Raw genomic sequence first — 15529 nt, 5'->3', positions numbered from 1 at the left:
CGATGCGTATTCCCAAGATCTTCCGCAACACTTCGCTTGTCGTGGGCGCGCTGATTACGCTGTTCATCGTGCTTTGCGCTGTCCTCGCGCCCTATATGGCTACCCACGGCGTTGAGCAGATGGATATGCGCAACCGCTTTGCCGGGCCTACGGCCGAGCACTGGCTGGGCACGGACAATTTCGGGCGGGACCTGTGGTCGCGCCTCGTGTTCGGGGCGCAGGTGTCGCTGTCCGTAGCATTGATGTCGGTTGGCGGGGCCGTGGTGATCGGCACCACGGTTGGGCTGGTTGCCGGCTATTTCGGCGGCTGGGTCGACCTGCTGTTGATGCGGATCACCGACATCTTTCTCGGCTTCCCCGCCATTGTCCTGGCGCTGGCGATCATCGCGGTGCTGGGGCCTGGGATCTACAATATCTCGCTGGCGCTGGTGATCGTGTTCTGGACCGAATATGCGCGAGTGGTGCGGGCAACGACGCTGGTGCTGCGCGAGCAGAACTATGTGCAGGCAGCCCGCGCGCTCGGGGCTTCGCCGCTCCGCATCATCTTCCGGGAAATCCTGCCCAATGCGCTGGGGCCAATCATCGTGCTGGCTTCGCTGGGGCTGGGCACCGCGATCATTGCTGAATCGGCGCTCTCGTTTCTCGGCTTCGGGCTGCCGCCCCCAACTCCAACCTGGGGCTGGACGCTCTCCTATGGCACCCGCTTCATCCGCGACGAGCCCTGGCTCTCCATCATCGCGGGCGCGACCATCATGGTCACGGTGCTGGGCTTCAATCTGCTTGGCGACGGGTTGCGCGACATTCTCGACCCACGCCAGCTCAGCCGCTCGGCTGGCAACAAGTAACCAATCTTTCTGCGAACAAAGGACTACCCAATGGTCAAGGCGATCAACAAGCTCCGCCCCAAATTCACCACCCATGCCGATGGCAGCGACGCCGTGCTGTTCATGCACGAACTGGTTGGCGAAGAGGACGGGCCGACCGTTGGCATCTGCGCTTCAATTCATGGCAATGAAAACACCGGCTCGCAGGCCATTCTCGAGCTTTACCGGCAGATCAAGGACGTCAAGCTCAAGGGCCGCATCATCCTGCTGCCGGTGGCCAATCCGCGCTCCTTTGCGGTCAATCACCGTCACAACCCGCTGGACCAGCTGAACCTGAACCGTGAGTTCCCCGGCGATCCGCGCGGCCCTTATTCGCAGCAGTTGGCCCATGCGCTGGCAGAGGAGTTCTTTGCCAAGCTCGACTTCAATCTTGACCTGCATTCGGGCACTGACCGGCCGACGGTTGACTATGTTTATATCTGGAACGACGAGCCGCTCTCGCGCGCCTTTGGCTCCAAGATCCTGTATCGCCCGGTGAGCGGCAAGGCGGGCACGGTTTATGCGGGTACCAGCAAGAGCGTGTCGATGGACCGGCATGGCACCAAGGTCGTCACCATCGAGTTGGGTGGCGGCATTGTCGACCAGACCCCCTATGTGGAGCGCACCGTCGCGGGGCTCCTCAACCAGCTGCGCGTGATTGGCTCCATCGAGGGCGAGGTGATGCCCAATCCCCAGCAGGTGGTGGTGACCGAACTTGCCGGCATCCGGCCAAAGCATGGCGGCTGGCTCGAGCCCCTGGCGCCGGCCAATGGCGAGATCATCAAGGGCGGCAGCCTGCTGGGCCGTGTGGTCAGCCCCTATGACTTCGAGACCATCGAGGAGATCGTAACCCCGTTCGAGAACGGCATCATGGTCATGCAGCACCTGACGCGCAATCTCGTGGAAGCGGGTGACTATGGCTTCATGGTCGGCAATCTCGACGGCGCCGAGCAATAGCCAGTTCGCGCCGCGCCCCGCAAAAGGAACAACGCCTATGAGCCCAACACCCGCCCCGATTGCTGCCGAACCCGTGCTGGCCGTTGCGGACCTCGAAGTGCGCATTCGCGGCGAGCATGGCTCATTCGCTGTTGTTTCGGAAATGGCGCTGACGGTGTCGCCCGGCGAAACCGTTTGCATCGTGGGTGAATCAGGGTGCGGCAAGTCGATGACGGCGCTGTCGTTGCTGCGCCTCCTGCCCGAGGCGGCTTATGTCGCCTCGGGGCAGATCCACATCAATGGCGAGGATTTCCTCGCCATGGGTGAGCGGCGAGTGGAGGATTTCCGGGGCGAGCAGATCGCCATGATCTTCCAGGAGCCACTGACCGCGCTCAACCCGGTGCTGACCATCGGCGAGCAGATCGCCGAGGCCGTGCGGCAGCACCGCAAGATCAGCCATCGCGATGCCATGGCGCGGGCGATCGAGACCTTGCAATTGGTGCAGATGCCCGACCCCAAGCGGCGGGCCCGGCAATATCCGCACCAGCTTTCGGGCGGCATGCGGCAGCGCGCCATGATCGCTTTGGCGCTGGCCTGCGATCCGCGCATCATCGTGGCCGACGAGCCGACCACGGCGCTGGATGTGACCATCCAGGCACAGATCCTGGGTTTGATCTCGGACCTGCAGGAGCGACTGGGCACGGCGCTGGTGCTGATCACCCATGACCTGGGCGTAGTGGCCGAGGTCGCCGACCGGGTGGTGGTGATGTATGCGGGGCGCCGGGTGGAGGAGGCCAGTGTTTATGACCTCTTCGATCGACCCATCCACCCCTATACGCTGGGCCTGATGGGGGCCGTTCCGCGCTCGGTGCCGGGCCAGCAGATCGGCGAAAGGCTGGTGGATATCGCCGGCACGGTGCCTCCGCTCTGGGACTTGCCGAAGGGCTGTGCCTTTGCGCCGCGCTGTCCGCGCGCTTCGCAGCGGTGCTTCGAGGAACGTCCGCCCCTGGTCGAGAAGCGCCCCGGACACCTGGCCGCTTGTTGGGAACATGTTGATGCTTGATAACGCTTCGCCGCTCCTCGCCGTTGAAAATCTCGAAGTGCATTTTCCGGTTCGCGCCGGGATTCTCCAGCGCCAGGTGGGCGCCGTCAAAGCCGTGGATGGGGTGAGTTTTGCCATCGGACGGGGCGAAACGCTGTCGCTGGTGGGGGAATCGGGCTGTGGCAAGTCGACGACCGGCCTCGCGCTGATGGGGCTGGTATCCCCCACGGGCGGGCGCGTGTCCTTTGATGGTCAGGAGATCACAACCTTTAACCGCCGCACGCTGCGCGATTATCGCCGGCGCATGCAGATCGTGTTCCAGGACCCGTTCTCCTCGCTCAATCCGCGCCAGCGCATCCGGCAGGCGATCCGGGCGCCGCTCGATATCCACGGCATTGGCACGCCGGCCGAACGCGATGCCGAAGTGCGGCGGCTGATGGACCGGGTTGGGCTGCGGCCCGATCAGGCCGACAATTTCCCGCACCAGTTTTCCGGCGGGCAACGACAGCGCATTGGCATTGCGCGTGCCTTGGCGCTCAAGCCCGATATCATCGTGTGCGACGAGCCGGTGTCGGCGCTCGACGTGTCGGTGCAGGCGCAGATCCTCAACCTGTTGGGTGATCTGCAAAAGGATCTGGGCGTGTCGTTTCTGTTCATCTCGCACGATCTGGGCGTGGTGGAGCATATCTCGCACCGCGTGGCGGTGATGTATTTGGGCAAGATCGTCGAGCTCGCGCCCAAGGCACCCATCTTTGCCGCGCCGGTGCACCCTTATACCGAATTGCTGATGCGCTCGGCGCCAAGCCTTGATCCGCGCCAGCGGCATCGGTTCAGCGCCAGCAGCGATGACATGCCGAGCGCCATCAACAAGCCTTCGGGCTGCCCGTTCCATACGCGCTGCCCGCTTGCGACCGAAATCTGCAAGACGCAGGAGCCGGCGCTCACGCCGCGGGGCGAGGACCGCTTCGCCGCCTGCCACCACCGCTAGAGCGAGAGTAATTCGATGAACCAGCCCATTCTTTTGACCGGCGGGCGCGTGCTCGATACCGAGGCCGGCGTCTTGCGCGACAACCTGCACGTGCTGGTTGACGGCAAGCGGATCGTTGCGGTGGGGGAGAGCATCGAGGCGCCGTCGCAGGCGCGGCGGGTGGAACTCAATGGCGCCACGCTGATGCCGGGGCTCATCGACTGCCATGTGCATGTGGTGGCGGAAAGCCTCGATCTCTGGTCCAATATGGTGGCCCCGTCCTCGCTGGCCGGGCTGCGCTCGGCACGGGTGATGGAAGAAGCGCTGCAACGCGGCTTCACCACCCTGCGCGACCTTGGTGGGGCCGATCACGGCCTGGTTCGGGGCGTCGAGGAGGGGCTGATCGACGGCCCGCGCCTCGTTATTTGCGGCAAGGGGCTGACCACGACCGGCGGGCATGCCGATCTGCGTCCGCGCACCGATGCCCGGCCGGGGATGATGTCGGACCGGCTGGGCTCGATGGGCCTGATCGCCGATGGCGTTGACGAGGTGCGGGCGGCCTGCCGGACCATGATCAAGGAAGGCGCCCGGTTCATCAAGGTGATGGCCAATGGCGGGGTGTCTTCGCCCAACGATCCCATTCACTCCATCCAGTATTCGCGCGACGAGATCGCCGCGATGGTGGAGGAGGCCGAGAATGCCGGGCTTTATGTCTCTGCCCATGTTTACACCGATGCTGCAATCCGGCGCTGCGTGGAACTGGGTGTGCATTCGCTCGAGCACTGCAATCTGATCACACGCGAAACCGCGGAGATGGCCGCGAAGCGCGGGTGCATCGCCGTCCCAACGTTGGTGGCCTATGAGGCGCTGTGGCTGGAGGGCAAGGCGCTCGGGCTGGGAGAGGCGGAGTTCGCCAAGATCGATACGGTGCGCCAGGGTGGGCTCGCGTCCCTCGCCATCATGCGCGATGCCGGCTTGCCCATGGCCTTTGGCTCGGATCTGTTGGGGCAGTTGCGCGCATATCATGCCCGCGAGTTCGGGCTCTTGGCCGAGGTGCTTACCCCGGCCGAGATCATCCAGTCGGCCACGCTGATTGGAGCGCGACTTTGCGGCATGGCAGGCGAACTGGGCACGATTACACCGGGAGCTCTCGCCGATCTGCTGGTGGTGAATGGTGATCCGCTCAGCGACATCGAAGTGCTGGGCAAGGCTGAGAACCTGGCGCTGATCATGCGCGATGGCGCTGTATTCAAGGACGAGTTCGCTAGGGCTTGAGCAGGCCGCGCCGGGCCGAGACTGCGGCCGCTAGAAGTGTTCGCCCGGGCGGAAGGGGCCAAAGCGGATGCCGGCGGTGACGAGGAAGGCGGTGGACCAGCCGATCATCAAAAAGCCGGTGACGCCTTCGAGGGCCGCGAGCAGGCGCCAGGAAGGGGCGGGGACAACATCGCCAAAGCCGACGGTGGAATAGGTGATGGTGGAGAGATAGAGCGAGGTGTCGAAATCGGGCGCGACGCCAAGCGCCCAGAAGCAAAAGGCCCAAAGCCAGATCTCCACCGTCGCGACGGCGAAGAGACCGAGCACCACGCCAATCATGAGCCCGATGCGGTGGTGTGAGCGGGCCAGCCGGAAGCGTTTGGCGAGCCCCGTTGCGGTCCGGGTGATGGAGATCAACCCCAGGACGTGGATCAAGACCGTGGCGGCGATCAGCCCGGTTCCGAGCGCGAGAATAGAGATCGAAGCTGGCATGGTGGGGGTTCGGTGTGTTGGTCGATGTCGGCCGAACTAGGCAGGGCTGGGCGGACCTTAGTCAATCGCCGAGAGACATGGGCGGGTGAATTGGTTCCTGTTAGAGGTGGTAACAAAACAGTTTTGACTATTTGCGACCGCCTTTACACCGACTTCTCCGCGGCGGTGGTGGTGTCAGTACTGTTTTGCTGTGCACGCTGGAAATTGTGGCAGACGATCTTTGCTGCCGCAAGTTATAGGGGCGGAACAGCCAGTATAGGGCGGGGTTGTTTGGGCATCATCTTCCCGAAAGGAGAACACATGCACAGACGTACCATTATGGCCGGCACGGCCGCCCTTGCCTTGCTGCCGATGGCCAGCGTTGCCTTTGCCCAGACCTCGAGTGTCGACCAGGCCAAGCTGCCGGCGCTGATGGGCGGCGACTATGCGACCGCCACCAGCAAGCTGGCGGCGCAAAAGGCTACCAACCGTTCGGTCAAGACCTTTGCCGAGCTTGAAATCGCCGAGCAGGAGGCTGTTGCCGAAGCCTTTGGCTCCGAGCCCGGTGCAGCGGGCCTTAGCGAAGAGCACGCGGCAAAGCTGGCAGCACTTGAAGCTGCCGATGGCGCCGAGTTCGACGCGATGTATATCGATGGCCAGATCGAAGGCCATGAAGAGCTGCTCAAGATCCACCAGACCTATGCCAAGAATGGCGATGATCCGATGGCGCGTGGCGCGTCCATGGTCGGGGTTACCGGCATCCAGACGCATCTGGTGATGCTGAACTCGATCCGCAATTCGCTCACATAAGCTCCCGATTGCCGAGTTTTGTCGAAAGGCTCCGTCTGCGCGACGGAGCCTTTTTTGTTGCAGGCTAGAGCGCGCCGGCGAGATAGCGCTCGAGCGTTGCGGAAGTGCCGTGCTGCCAGAGGCTGTTGAGCGCCGTGCCGAAGGCGGCGGCGAAAGCCGGGTTGCGGCCGAGATCGCCATAGATATCGGTCATTCCGAGCCAGGCTTGTGGGTCGGTTTTGGCGACGGCGGCCTGTTGGGTGAGGCGATCCCAGGAAGGATCGTTGGGCGCGATGGTGGCGCCGCTATCGGTGGTGCCAAAGCAATAGCGGCACCAAAGGGCCGACACCAGCGCGATGCCGGCGACGGATTGGCCGGCGGCCACCCGATCCATGGCGGTCGGGATGATGAATTTGGGCTGGCGGTTGGAGCCATCGAGCGCGAGGCGGCGAATGGTGTCGCCGATCTTGGGATTGGCGAAGCGGCGCTGGCAGAGCGCGAAATAGTCGCCCAGGTCGGTGTCGGGCACCGGGGGGACGACGGGGATGATTTCATCCTGTTCGACCTTGGCGAGGAAGGCCGAGACGAGGGGATGTTCCATGGCTTCGTGCACGAAATGCACGTCGAGCAGGCCCGCAGGATAGGCGATGGTGGCGTGGCCGCCATTGAGGATGCGAATCTTCATGTGCTCGTAGGGCGCAACATCGTCGACGAATTGCACGCCGACCGTTTCGAGCGCCGGGCGGCCGGCAGGGAAATTATCCTCCAGCACCCATTGGCGGAAGCTTTCGCAAAGGACAGGCCAATTATCCTCGATGCCGAACTGCTCGAGCAGCAGCGCGCGTTCGCGCTCGGAGGTGGCGGGCGTGATGCGATCGACCATGCCATTGGGGAAGGCAACGGCGGTGCGCACCCATTGGGCAAGCGCCGGGTCGACGAGTTCGGCAAGGCCCGCTACGGCATTCTGGGTGACATGGCCATTTCCCGGGATGTTGTCGCAGCTCATCACGGTGAAGGGAGTGATGCCGGCGTTGCGGCGGGCGAGGAGGCCGGCCAGGATCAGCCCGAAGGTGGTCTTGGGCGCATCCATATGGGCGGCGTCATAGACGATATCGGGGTGGGTCGGATCGAAGCGCTGGGACGCCGGATCGATATAATAGCCGCCCTCCGTGATGGTGAGGGAGACGATGCGCGTGGCCGGATTGGCGAGGCGCGCGAGGATCGCGGCGCTGTCGCCAGGCTGGATGTAGTCGATCATGGCGCCGGTGACGCGGGCGGAACTGTGGTCGGCTTCCTGCTCCACCACGGTGGTCAGCCAATCCTGGGCCCCGAGCTTTTGCCGGACGGCTTCATCGGCCTCGCGCACGCTAGCGCCGATCAGCGCCCAATCATGGTCGCGGCCCGTGGCAAAGAGATCATCGAGATAAACCGCCTGGTGGGCGCGGTGGAAGTTGCCGACGCCGAAATGCACGATGCCGGGGGTGAGGGCCGCGCGATCATAGGCGGGGACAGACGCCGTGGAGAGGGTGGAGAGGGTGGCGGCGGAAAGCTTGGTGGTCATATCTGGTCCTCGAAGCCTCGGCGAGCGGTTCCTCCGGCAAAGAGGGGCCGGAGTCGCGCTGATGTCGCGTAGCATTGGCCGACCCCACCCTCAATCCCTCCCGCGAGAGGAGGGCGTCGATGGTCCCGCCATTGCGCGACTGACTAGATCGCCACACCACCCGCATCGAAGCGGTAGATGCGGGTCGGATCGGGGGCAAGATAAACCTCGTCGCCGTGGCTGAAGATCTGCTCGCCGTCAGTGCGCACGGTCATGAGGCCCATGCCTTCGAGATGGACATGGAGGAACGTGTCGGAGCCCAGCTGTTCGGCGACCCCGACAACGCCGCGCCAGCCGCCGGGCAGGGGGGTGGTGCTGATGGCGAAGTGTTCGGGGCGGATGCCGATGGAATGGGCGTCGTGCTTGCCCGCTTCCGGGCCGTCGATGAAGTTCATCTTGGGCGAGCCGATGAAGCCGGCGACAAAGCGGTTGGCGGGGCGCTTGTAGAGCTCGAGCGGGGAGCCGAACTGTTCGACCTTGCCGGCATTAAGCACGACAATGCGGTCGGCCATGGTCATCGCCTCGACCTGGTCGTGGGTGACGTAAACCATGGTGGTCTTGAGCTGCTGGTGCAGTTCGGTGATCTCGAGGCGCATGTTGACGCGCAGGGCGGCGTCGAGATTGGAAAGCGGTTCGTCAAAGAGAAAGGCCTTGGGCTCGCGCACGATGGCGCGGCCGATGGCGACGCGCTGGCGCTGGCCGCCGGAGAGGGCGCGGGGGCGGCGATCGAGATAGGAGGAAAGGTTGAGCGTGCGCGCGGCGTATTCGACCTTTTGCTCGATCACCTCCTTGGGCGCCTTGGCCATTTTGAGGGGGAAGGCGATGTTGTCGCGCACGGTCATGTGCGGGTAGAGCGCGTAGCTCTGGAACACCATGGCGAGGCCCCGCCGGGCCGGGGGCGCCTTGGTCATGTCCTGTCCGTCAAGCAGGATGCGGCCGCCTGTCGTGTCCTCGAGCCCCGCGATCAGGCGCAGCAGCGTGGACTTGCCGCAGCCGGAGGGGCCGACAAAGACCACGAACTCGCCTTCGCGGATATCGAGGGAGATATCGGGGATGACATGCACATCGCCGAAGGATTTCTGGACGTGTTCGAGGGTGATGGAGCCCATGATTGTTAGCCCTCCGGTGTATTCAACTGAGGCGCAGGATGCGGGCGATCGGGTGAGCGCCGGATGTGTGGAGAGGCCTGAACCCCCACCCCTTCCCCTCCCCTCAAGGGGGAGGGGTGCACAGGAGCCGATGCATTCGCGGGGAGGACAAACATCATTTCACCGCTCCAAAGGTGAGGCCGCGGACGAGTTGTTTTTGGCTGAACCAGCCGAGGAGCAGGATGGGTGCGATGGCAAGGAGCGAGGCGGCGGAGAGTTTGGCGAGGAACAGGCCCTGGGGCGAGGAGAAGGAGGAGATGAAGGCGGTGAGCGTGCCGGCGCGGCCCGAGGTCAGGGTGATGCTCCAGAAGGCTTCGTTCCAGGCGAGGATGACGTTGAGCAGGAGCGTCGAGGCAATGCCGGGCACGGCCATGGGGACGAGGACATGGACGATCTCGTTCCAGAGCTCGGCGCCATCCATGCGCGAGGCTTCAAGGATATCGACCGGGATTTCCTTGAAGTAGGTGTAGAGCATCCAGATGATGATGGGCAGGTTGATCAGGGTCATGATGATCGTCAGCCCGTGCACCGTGTCGAGCAGGCGCAGGTCGCGAAAGATCAGGTAGATCGGGATGAGCACGCCGACGGCCGGCATCATCTTGGTGGAGAGCATCCACATCAGCACGTCCTTGGTGCGGCGCGTGGGGGCGAAGGCCATGGCCCAGGCGGCGGGGATGCCGATCAGGAGGCCGAGCAGCGTTGAGCCCAGCGAAACGATCACCGAATTGGTGGCGTGCTTGATGTAGTCGCTGCGCTGCTGGACGGCGGCAAAGTTTTCGAGGGTGAAGGTTTGCGGGAAAAAGGTCGGGCGGGCGGCGATGGCCTCAGCCTCGGTCTTGAAGGCGGTGAGCACCGTCCAAAGGATGGGCGAGAACAAGAGGAGGGCGATCACCCAGGCGAGGAGGGTGAAGCCGATGCGCGTGCCGGTGGAGGCGTTGCGGGCCATGTCAGGTTCTCCCGAGCGAGGTGCGGGAGGCAGCTGCAGCAAGCCCCTCCCTGGCCCTCCCCACAAGGGGGAGGGTGAGATCGGGTTCGTGATGGGGGATGGTGTTCCCGCAAAGGATTGCCTTCGCCGTTACCTGCAGGTGAGCACGGAGGGACCCCCACCCCTGCCCTCCCCTCAAGGGGGAGGGAGGGCATGGTAGGAGCGTCTTGCTAAGCACGCTACTCATCGAGGTTCTTTCCCACCGCGCGCATGAGGAAGATGGCGACGATGTTGGCGAGGATGACGGCGACCACGCCGCCCGCGGAGCCGGCGCCGATGTCGTTGGAGAGAATGCCGGTGCGGAAGACGAGGAAGGTGAGGTTGGTGGAGGCGTAGCCGGGCCCGCCGCCGGTGGTGACGCGGATTTCGGCGAAAATGCCCAAAAGGAAGATGGTCTGGATCAGGATCACGATGGTGATCGCCCGGGCCATATGGGGCAGGATGATGTAGCGGAAGCGGTTGACCGCCTTGGCGCCATCCATTTCGGCGGCTTCGCGCTGTTCTTCGGAGAGGGACTGGAGAGCCGTCAGCAGGATCAGGGTGGCGAAGGGGAGCCACTGCCAGGCGACGATGACGATGATGGACTGCAGGGGAAACTGGTTGAACCAGTCGATCGGCTGCAGCCCAAAGGCGCGCCAGAGGTGGCTCAGCATGCCATAGCCCGGGTGCATAAAGCCGTTTTTCCAGACCAGCGCGGCGACCGGGGGCATGACGAAAAAGGGTGAGATGACGATGATGCGCAAGATGCCCTGGCCCCAGATGGGCTGATCGAGCAGCAGCGCGAGGAAGGTGCCGCCAATGACGGTGATCAGCAGCACGCCCCCGACCAGCAGCAGCGTATTAACGAGAGCCTGGGTGAAGCTGGGATCGCCGATGACATAGACATAGTTCGCCCAACCGGCGAAACCGGTCATCATTGGGTTGAGCAGATTGTAGTTCTGGAACGAGAACCACAGGGTCATCACCAGCGGCACGATCATCCAGATGAAAAGGACAATCACGGCCGGGGCCATCATCAGGCGCGACAGGGTGCGGGTCTGGGCTGTGGCCATGCTTTTTGTCTCCCCGCCATTGGGTACCGACGTCTTTGCTCCCCCCTTGAGGGGGGGGTGGGGTGGGGGGGTGCAGTTGTCCACTGAGGGACCCCCTCCCTCGATCCCTTCCCTCAGGGGGGAGGGAAGGGCAAGAGCCGCGGCACGGCGATGTGGCCGCTGGTTTTACTTGATGTAGCCGGCGCGGGTCATGTCGCGCAGGGTGGCGTCCTGGGCTTGGGCGAGGGCGTCGTCGGCGCTCATCTGGCCGGCAAGGGCGGCCGAGAAGAGCTGGCCGACATTGGTGCCGATGCCGGCGAACTCGGGAATGGCGACGAACTGGATGCCGGTATAGGGCACCGGATTGACCGTGGGCTTGCTCGGGTCGGCCGCGTTGATGGAGTCGATGGTCATCTGCGCGAAGGGCGCGGTTTCCAGATATTCCGCGTTTTCATAGAGCGAGGTGCGGGTGCCCGGAGGCACATTGGCCCAGCCGTCCTGTGCGGCGACGGTATTGAGATAGTCCTTGCTGGTCGCCCAGTTGATGAACTGCTCGGCCGCTTCCTTTTGCTGGCTGGAATTGGGAATGGCCAGCGACCAGGCCCAGAGCCAGTTGGAGCGTTTACCGAGGCCGGCATCGGGCGCCAGGGCGAAGGCCACCTGATCGGCGACGGTGGAATCGTCGGGATTGGTGACGAACGAGCCCGCGACCGTGGCATCGATCCACATGCCGCACTTGCCCTGCTGGAACAAGGTCAGGTTTTCGTTGAAGCCATTGGAGGATGCACCGGACGGCCCAGCATCGGCCATGAGAGCCAGATAGGTGTCGAGCGTTTCCTTCCATTCGGGGGAATCGAATTGGGGCTGCCAGTTTTCGTCGAACCAACTGGCACCAAAGCTATTGGCCATGGCGGTGATGAAGGCGACGTTTTCGCCCCAGCCCGCCTTGCCGCGCAGGCAGATGCCGTTGATGTCGTTGGCGCGGTCGGTCATGGCGCGGGCGGCCTGGCCTACGAACTCCCAGGTGGGCGCATCGGGCATGGTGAGCCCGGCTTTTTCCATCAGGTCCTTGCGGTACATGATGAAGGAGGATTCCGCATAGAACGGGGCGGCATAAAGCTTGTCCTCGTAGGAGAGGCCCGCGCGCACCGGGGGAAGAATGTCGTCAACATCATATTCGGGATCGGCGCTCAGCACGTCGAGGGGCACGAGCCAGCCCTGGCGCGCCCAGATCGGCGCTTCATAGGTGCCGATGGTCATCACGTCATACTGCCCGCCATTGGTGGCGATGTCGGTGGTGACGTTCTGGCGCAGGGTGTTCTCCTCCAGGATCACCCAATTGAGCTGAATGCCGGTTTGTTCGGTGAAGGCCGGCGAGAGACCCTGCATGCGCACCATGTCGCCATTGTTGACGGTCGCGATGGTGAGGGTCTGGGCCGAAGCGGAAGCGGCGAGCGCAAGTGTGAACGCGCCCACAAACAGGGGTGTGAGTTGCATTGTTTCCTCCCAAAGCCGCAACAATTTTGTTGCTGCGGCGATGGGGCAAGTACTCGCCTTCCGTGGCTAGTTGTCAAGCCTGCTATGCTTGGCAAGGGATGGCTTCCGCCTGAGATAAACTACGGCAAATTGCGCCGATCCACAGATTTATCTGTGGTAATGCTGATGAGACATTGGGCGCCGCCCTCCGGAGGGCGGCTAAGCATTTCGATTGGGGGGGCTGGAATGAACGCCGCCGACCGCTTTGGGGGCGATCGGCGGGGAAAATGCGGTGCGGCAGGGTGGGTCGATCAGGGCATCAGCTGGCCGCCATTGACCTCGATAGTCTGGCCGATGACATAGCTCGACAGGGAGTCGGAGGCCAAAAACAGGTAAGCGCCGACGCAGTCCTCGGCGACGCCCAGGCGGCCCTGCGGGATGGTAGCAAGAGCGGCATCAAGTTGAGCCTGGGTGGAATAGCGCTCATGGAAGGGCGTGGTGATCACCCCGGGCGCTACGGCATTGACCCGAATGCCAAAGGGGATCAGCTCCTTGGCCATGCCGCGGGTGACATTGCCGATAAAGGCCTTGGAGGAACCGTAAAGCCCCGCGCCATTGCTGGCGCCGTTGCGCGCTGCGATCGAGGTGGTGTTGATGATGAAACCACCATTGCGCTTGAGGTGCGGAATGGCCGCGCGGGTGGCCGAGAGCACCGAGCGGGCGTTGAGGTCCATGACGGCGTCATAAAGCTCGTCGGTCCATTCCGCATAAGGCTGGCGTGCGACCATGCCGCCGGCATTGTTGATGAGCCCGTCCAAGCGGCCGAATCGTGCGGCGGTGTCTTCGACGGCGCGAGCCAGTTCACCCTGGCGAGACGCATCGGCCTGAACCAGGAAGACGGTGCCGCCGGCGGCTTCGATGGACTGGGCCAGGGTGGTGGCCTGATCGGCGCTGCTGTTGTAGTGCAAGCCCACAAGAGCGCCCTGTTCGGCAAAGGCCTGGGCGAGGGCGGCGCCGATGCCCGTCGAGGCGCCGGTTATCAGAACGGCCTTGCCGGCAAGGTCGGGAATGGTGAGCGTAGATGCGGGCACAGTGTGGTCCTCCAGGAAGTGGAGCCCAGCGTTGCGACTGGATCACGGCTTGTCCACTGGTTTTTAGGGCGCATCGCCGCTAAACACAGCGTTTAGCAGGAGTGCGCATGGCTGCCGATCGCAAGGATATCCACAATTCGGACGTGCCAGTGCTGTGCCGCAGTTGCGAAGCGCGGCACCGGGGCATGTGCGGCGTGCTGGAGCCCGAGCAATTGGTGGCGCTGGCCAAGGCGACGCACAAGGCGCGCCACGAGCCCGGAACCGAGCTGATCGGGGAAAGCACCAAGATCCAGTCCTATGCCAATGTGATGCGCGGCGTGGTCAAGCTGACCAAGGTGCTCGAGGATGGGCGCCAGCAGGTGGTAGGGCTGCAATTCGCTCCCGATTTCCTGGGGCGCTTGTTCGGACACGAAAATGCAGTGGCGGCGGAAGCGGCCTCGACGGTGGAGCTTTGCGTGGTGCCCAAGCGGGCGCTGGAGGGATTAATTGCGGAGAACCCGGCGCTCGAACATCGGTTGATGCAGCAAACGCTGCGCGAACTGGACGAAGCGCGAGACTGGATGGTGACACTGGGCCGCAAGAGCGCCCAGGAAAAGCTCGCGAGCTTTCTTTACCTGCTGGCCACGCACTCGGATCCAGTGGCGGACCTCAAGGCCGGCGCCCGGTTCGAGCTGCCGCTGACGCGGGCCGATATCGGGGATTTTCTCGGGCTGACCCTTGAAACCGTGTCCCGGCAGATCAGCAAATTGCGCCAGCTCGGGGTGATTGAGGTGACCCATAACCGGCAAGTCGAAGTGCCCGATCTCAAGCGTCTGCAGGCGCTTTGCGGCTGAGCTTGGGCGGGCCGAAGCGGCCGGACCAAGATAGGGTGACGCATGGCGCCATCAAATCGGCGATAACCAACCTAGGTGAAGGCTTTCGCGAGCGGCTCGTGGCAAGCTAACATATGGCAAGTCGCTGGCAGCGGGAGCTGGCGGTTGTTCACAACGTCACAGGGTGACTGACTAATCAGATGCTGAAGAATACCGAGCTGGCCGAGGCGGTCAGGAACACGGCCTATTTTCTGTGGGAACAGGATGGCCGCCCGGAAGGGCGAAGCTTTGAGTACTGGGTCAAGGCCAAGGAAATGCATTTGCGCCAGATGGCCTATGACCGCTGGCTGGCGGAAGGCACGCCCATTGGCCGCGCCGAAGAGATTTGGCGCGATGTGGCCGAGGAAATCGAAGACGACGACGCATAAGCAAACGGGCCCCGAACAGGGGCCCGCTGCGTAAGCTGGAATGGCGGCAGGGATCAGTCCTTGGCGCGTTCCACATAGGAATTGTCTTCGGTCAGGATGACGATGCGGGTGCCGGCGCCAATATGGGGCGGGACCATGACGCGCAGGCCATTGTTGAGAACGGCGGGCTTATAGGAGGAGGACGCCGTCTGGCCCTTCACCACCGGCTCGGTCTCGACGATTTCGAAGGTCAGGCGCTGGGGCAATTCCATGGAAAGGGCAGTACCCTCAAAGGTCTTGAGGTGAACCTTCATTCCATCGATGAGATAAGCCTTCTGGTCGCCGATCACGTCATCGGCCACGGTGATCTGCTCGTAGTTCTCCGGGTTCATGAAGTGGTGGCCTTCACCATCGGAGTAGAGATAGTCGTATTCGCGGTCATCGACGTCGGCCTTTTCGACCATTTCGACGGTGCGCCAGCGGCCAACGACCTTCACGCCATCGCTGATGCGACGCATGTTGACGTTGGTGATGGAGTTGCCCTTGCCGGGATGCACGTTCTCAGCCGTCAGGACGACGTGCAGATTGCCGTCCTGCTCGACGACGTTGCCCTTGCGCAGCGAAGAGGCGATGACCTTGACCATTATTTCTTCCTTG

At 63.4% G+C, this 15529-nt stretch carries 16 protein-coding genes; 8 read left to right on the top strand and 8 right to left on the bottom strand.

The genetic code is table 11. The annotated features are described in order from the left end of the window. Window positions 1–2: 2 nt before the first annotated feature. From HRQ64_RS15040 to HRQ64_RS15020, 5 genes are read left to right on the top strand one after another with little or no spacing between them, the layout of a single operon-like run. Window positions 3–845, top strand: coding sequence for an ABC transporter permease (locus HRQ64_RS15040; protein WP_127753847.1), 843 nt, complete (start codon window positions 3–5; stop codon window positions 843–845). A 30-nt stretch (window positions 846–875) separates the two neighbouring features. After that, window positions 876–1820 (top strand): succinylglutamate desuccinylase/aspartoacylase family protein, encoded by a 945-nt coding sequence (locus HRQ64_RS15035; RefSeq protein WP_127753846.1) that lies wholly within the window; start codon window positions 876–878, stop codon window positions 1818–1820. Between the two features lie 37 nt (window positions 1821–1857). Next, window positions 1858–2862, top strand: coding sequence for an ABC transporter ATP-binding protein (locus HRQ64_RS15030; RefSeq protein ID WP_172123996.1), 1005 nt, complete (start codon window positions 1858–1860; stop codon window positions 2860–2862). Next, a complete protein-coding gene (locus tag HRQ64_RS15025) occupies window positions 2855–3829 on the top strand; it encodes an oligopeptide/dipeptide ABC transporter ATP-binding protein (protein ID WP_172123994.1) in 975 nt (324 codons plus the stop codon). Before HRQ64_RS15030 ends, HRQ64_RS15025 begins: the two co-directional genes overlap by 8 nt. Before the next feature lie 15 nt (window positions 3830–3844). Next, entirely contained in the window at window positions 3845–5083 is a 1239-nt protein-coding gene (locus tag HRQ64_RS15020; RefSeq protein ID WP_172123992.1) for an amidohydrolase family protein, read from the top strand. 30 nt (window positions 5084–5113) lie between these two features. Here the strand turns inward: HRQ64_RS15020 and HRQ64_RS15015 are convergent, their stop codons facing one another. Continuing rightward, on the bottom strand, window positions 5114–5554 hold the full coding sequence (locus HRQ64_RS15015) for a potassium channel family protein (RefSeq protein WP_172123990.1): 441 nt from the start codon (window positions 5552–5554) through the stop codon (window positions 5114–5116). A gap of 300 nt (window positions 5555–5854) precedes the next feature. Between HRQ64_RS15015 and HRQ64_RS15010 the strand changes: the two genes are divergently transcribed. After that, complete coding sequence (locus tag HRQ64_RS15010) at window positions 5855–6343, top strand: DUF4142 domain-containing protein (RefSeq protein WP_172123988.1); 489 nt, start codon at window positions 5855–5857, stop codon at window positions 6341–6343. A gap of 64 nt (window positions 6344–6407) precedes the next feature. Here HRQ64_RS15010 and HRQ64_RS15005 read toward each other — a convergent pair whose 3' ends face one another. The 6 genes from HRQ64_RS15005 to HRQ64_RS14980 all read right to left on the bottom strand — a co-directional run bounded on the left by HRQ64_RS15005 (window position 6408) and on the right by HRQ64_RS14980 (window position 13653). Next, window positions 6408–7883 carry a mannitol dehydrogenase family protein gene (locus HRQ64_RS15005; RefSeq protein WP_172123986.1) on the bottom strand — a complete coding sequence of 492 codons (1476 nt, stop codon included), beginning with the start codon at window positions 7881–7883 and terminating at the stop codon, window positions 6408–6410. 143 nt (window positions 7884–8026) lie between these two features. Then, on the bottom strand, window positions 8027–9031 hold the full coding sequence (locus HRQ64_RS15000; RefSeq protein WP_172123984.1) for an ABC transporter ATP-binding protein: 1005 nt from the start codon (window positions 9029–9031) through the stop codon (window positions 8027–8029). A gap of 154 nt (window positions 9032–9185) precedes the next feature. Continuing rightward, entirely contained in the window at window positions 9186–10016 is an 831-nt protein-coding gene (locus tag HRQ64_RS14995; RefSeq protein WP_172123982.1) for a carbohydrate ABC transporter permease, read from the bottom strand. A 218-nt stretch (window positions 10017–10234) separates the two neighbouring features. Further along, the gene (locus HRQ64_RS14990) at window positions 10235–11107 is read right to left on the bottom strand and encodes a sugar ABC transporter permease (RefSeq protein ID WP_172123980.1); all 873 of its coding nucleotides are present in this window, start codon (window positions 11105–11107) and stop codon (window positions 10235–10237) included. A 165-nt stretch (window positions 11108–11272) separates the two neighbouring features. Beyond that, window positions 11273–12583, bottom strand: coding sequence for a sugar ABC transporter substrate-binding protein (locus HRQ64_RS14985; RefSeq protein WP_172123978.1), 1311 nt, complete (start codon window positions 12581–12583; stop codon window positions 11273–11275). 290 nt (window positions 12584–12873) lie between these two features. Next, the gene (locus HRQ64_RS14980) at window positions 12874–13653 is read right to left on the bottom strand and encodes an SDR family oxidoreductase (protein ID WP_172123976.1); all 780 of its coding nucleotides are present in this window, start codon (window positions 13651–13653) and stop codon (window positions 12874–12876) included. Window positions 13654–13760: 107 nt separating this feature from the next. Here HRQ64_RS14980 and HRQ64_RS14975 point away from each other — a divergent pair, with 107 nt between their 5' ends. After that, entirely contained in the window at window positions 13761–14486 is a 726-nt protein-coding gene (locus HRQ64_RS14975) for a Crp/Fnr family transcriptional regulator (RefSeq protein WP_172123974.1), read from the top strand. Between the two features lie 179 nt (window positions 14487–14665). Further along, window positions 14666–14893 carry a DUF2934 domain-containing protein gene (locus tag HRQ64_RS14970; protein ID WP_127753833.1) on the top strand — a complete coding sequence of 76 codons (228 nt, stop codon included), beginning with the start codon at window positions 14666–14668 and terminating at the stop codon, window positions 14891–14893. 53 nt (window positions 14894–14946) lie between these two features. Here the strand turns inward: HRQ64_RS14970 and efp are convergent, their stop codons facing one another. Then, complete coding sequence (gene efp, locus HRQ64_RS14965) at window positions 14947–15516, bottom strand: elongation factor P (RefSeq protein ID WP_127753832.1); 570 nt, start codon at window positions 15514–15516, stop codon at window positions 14947–14949. Window positions 15517–15529: the final 13 nt, after the last annotated feature.

The sequence above is a fragment of the Devosia sp. 919 genome, from assembly GCF_013185965.1.
Lineage (GTDB): Bacteria > Pseudomonadota > Alphaproteobacteria > Rhizobiales > Devosiaceae > Devosia.
The sequence above is the reverse complement of the archived record's forward strand: the minus strand, read 5'-3'. Positions and strand labels throughout refer to the sequence as shown.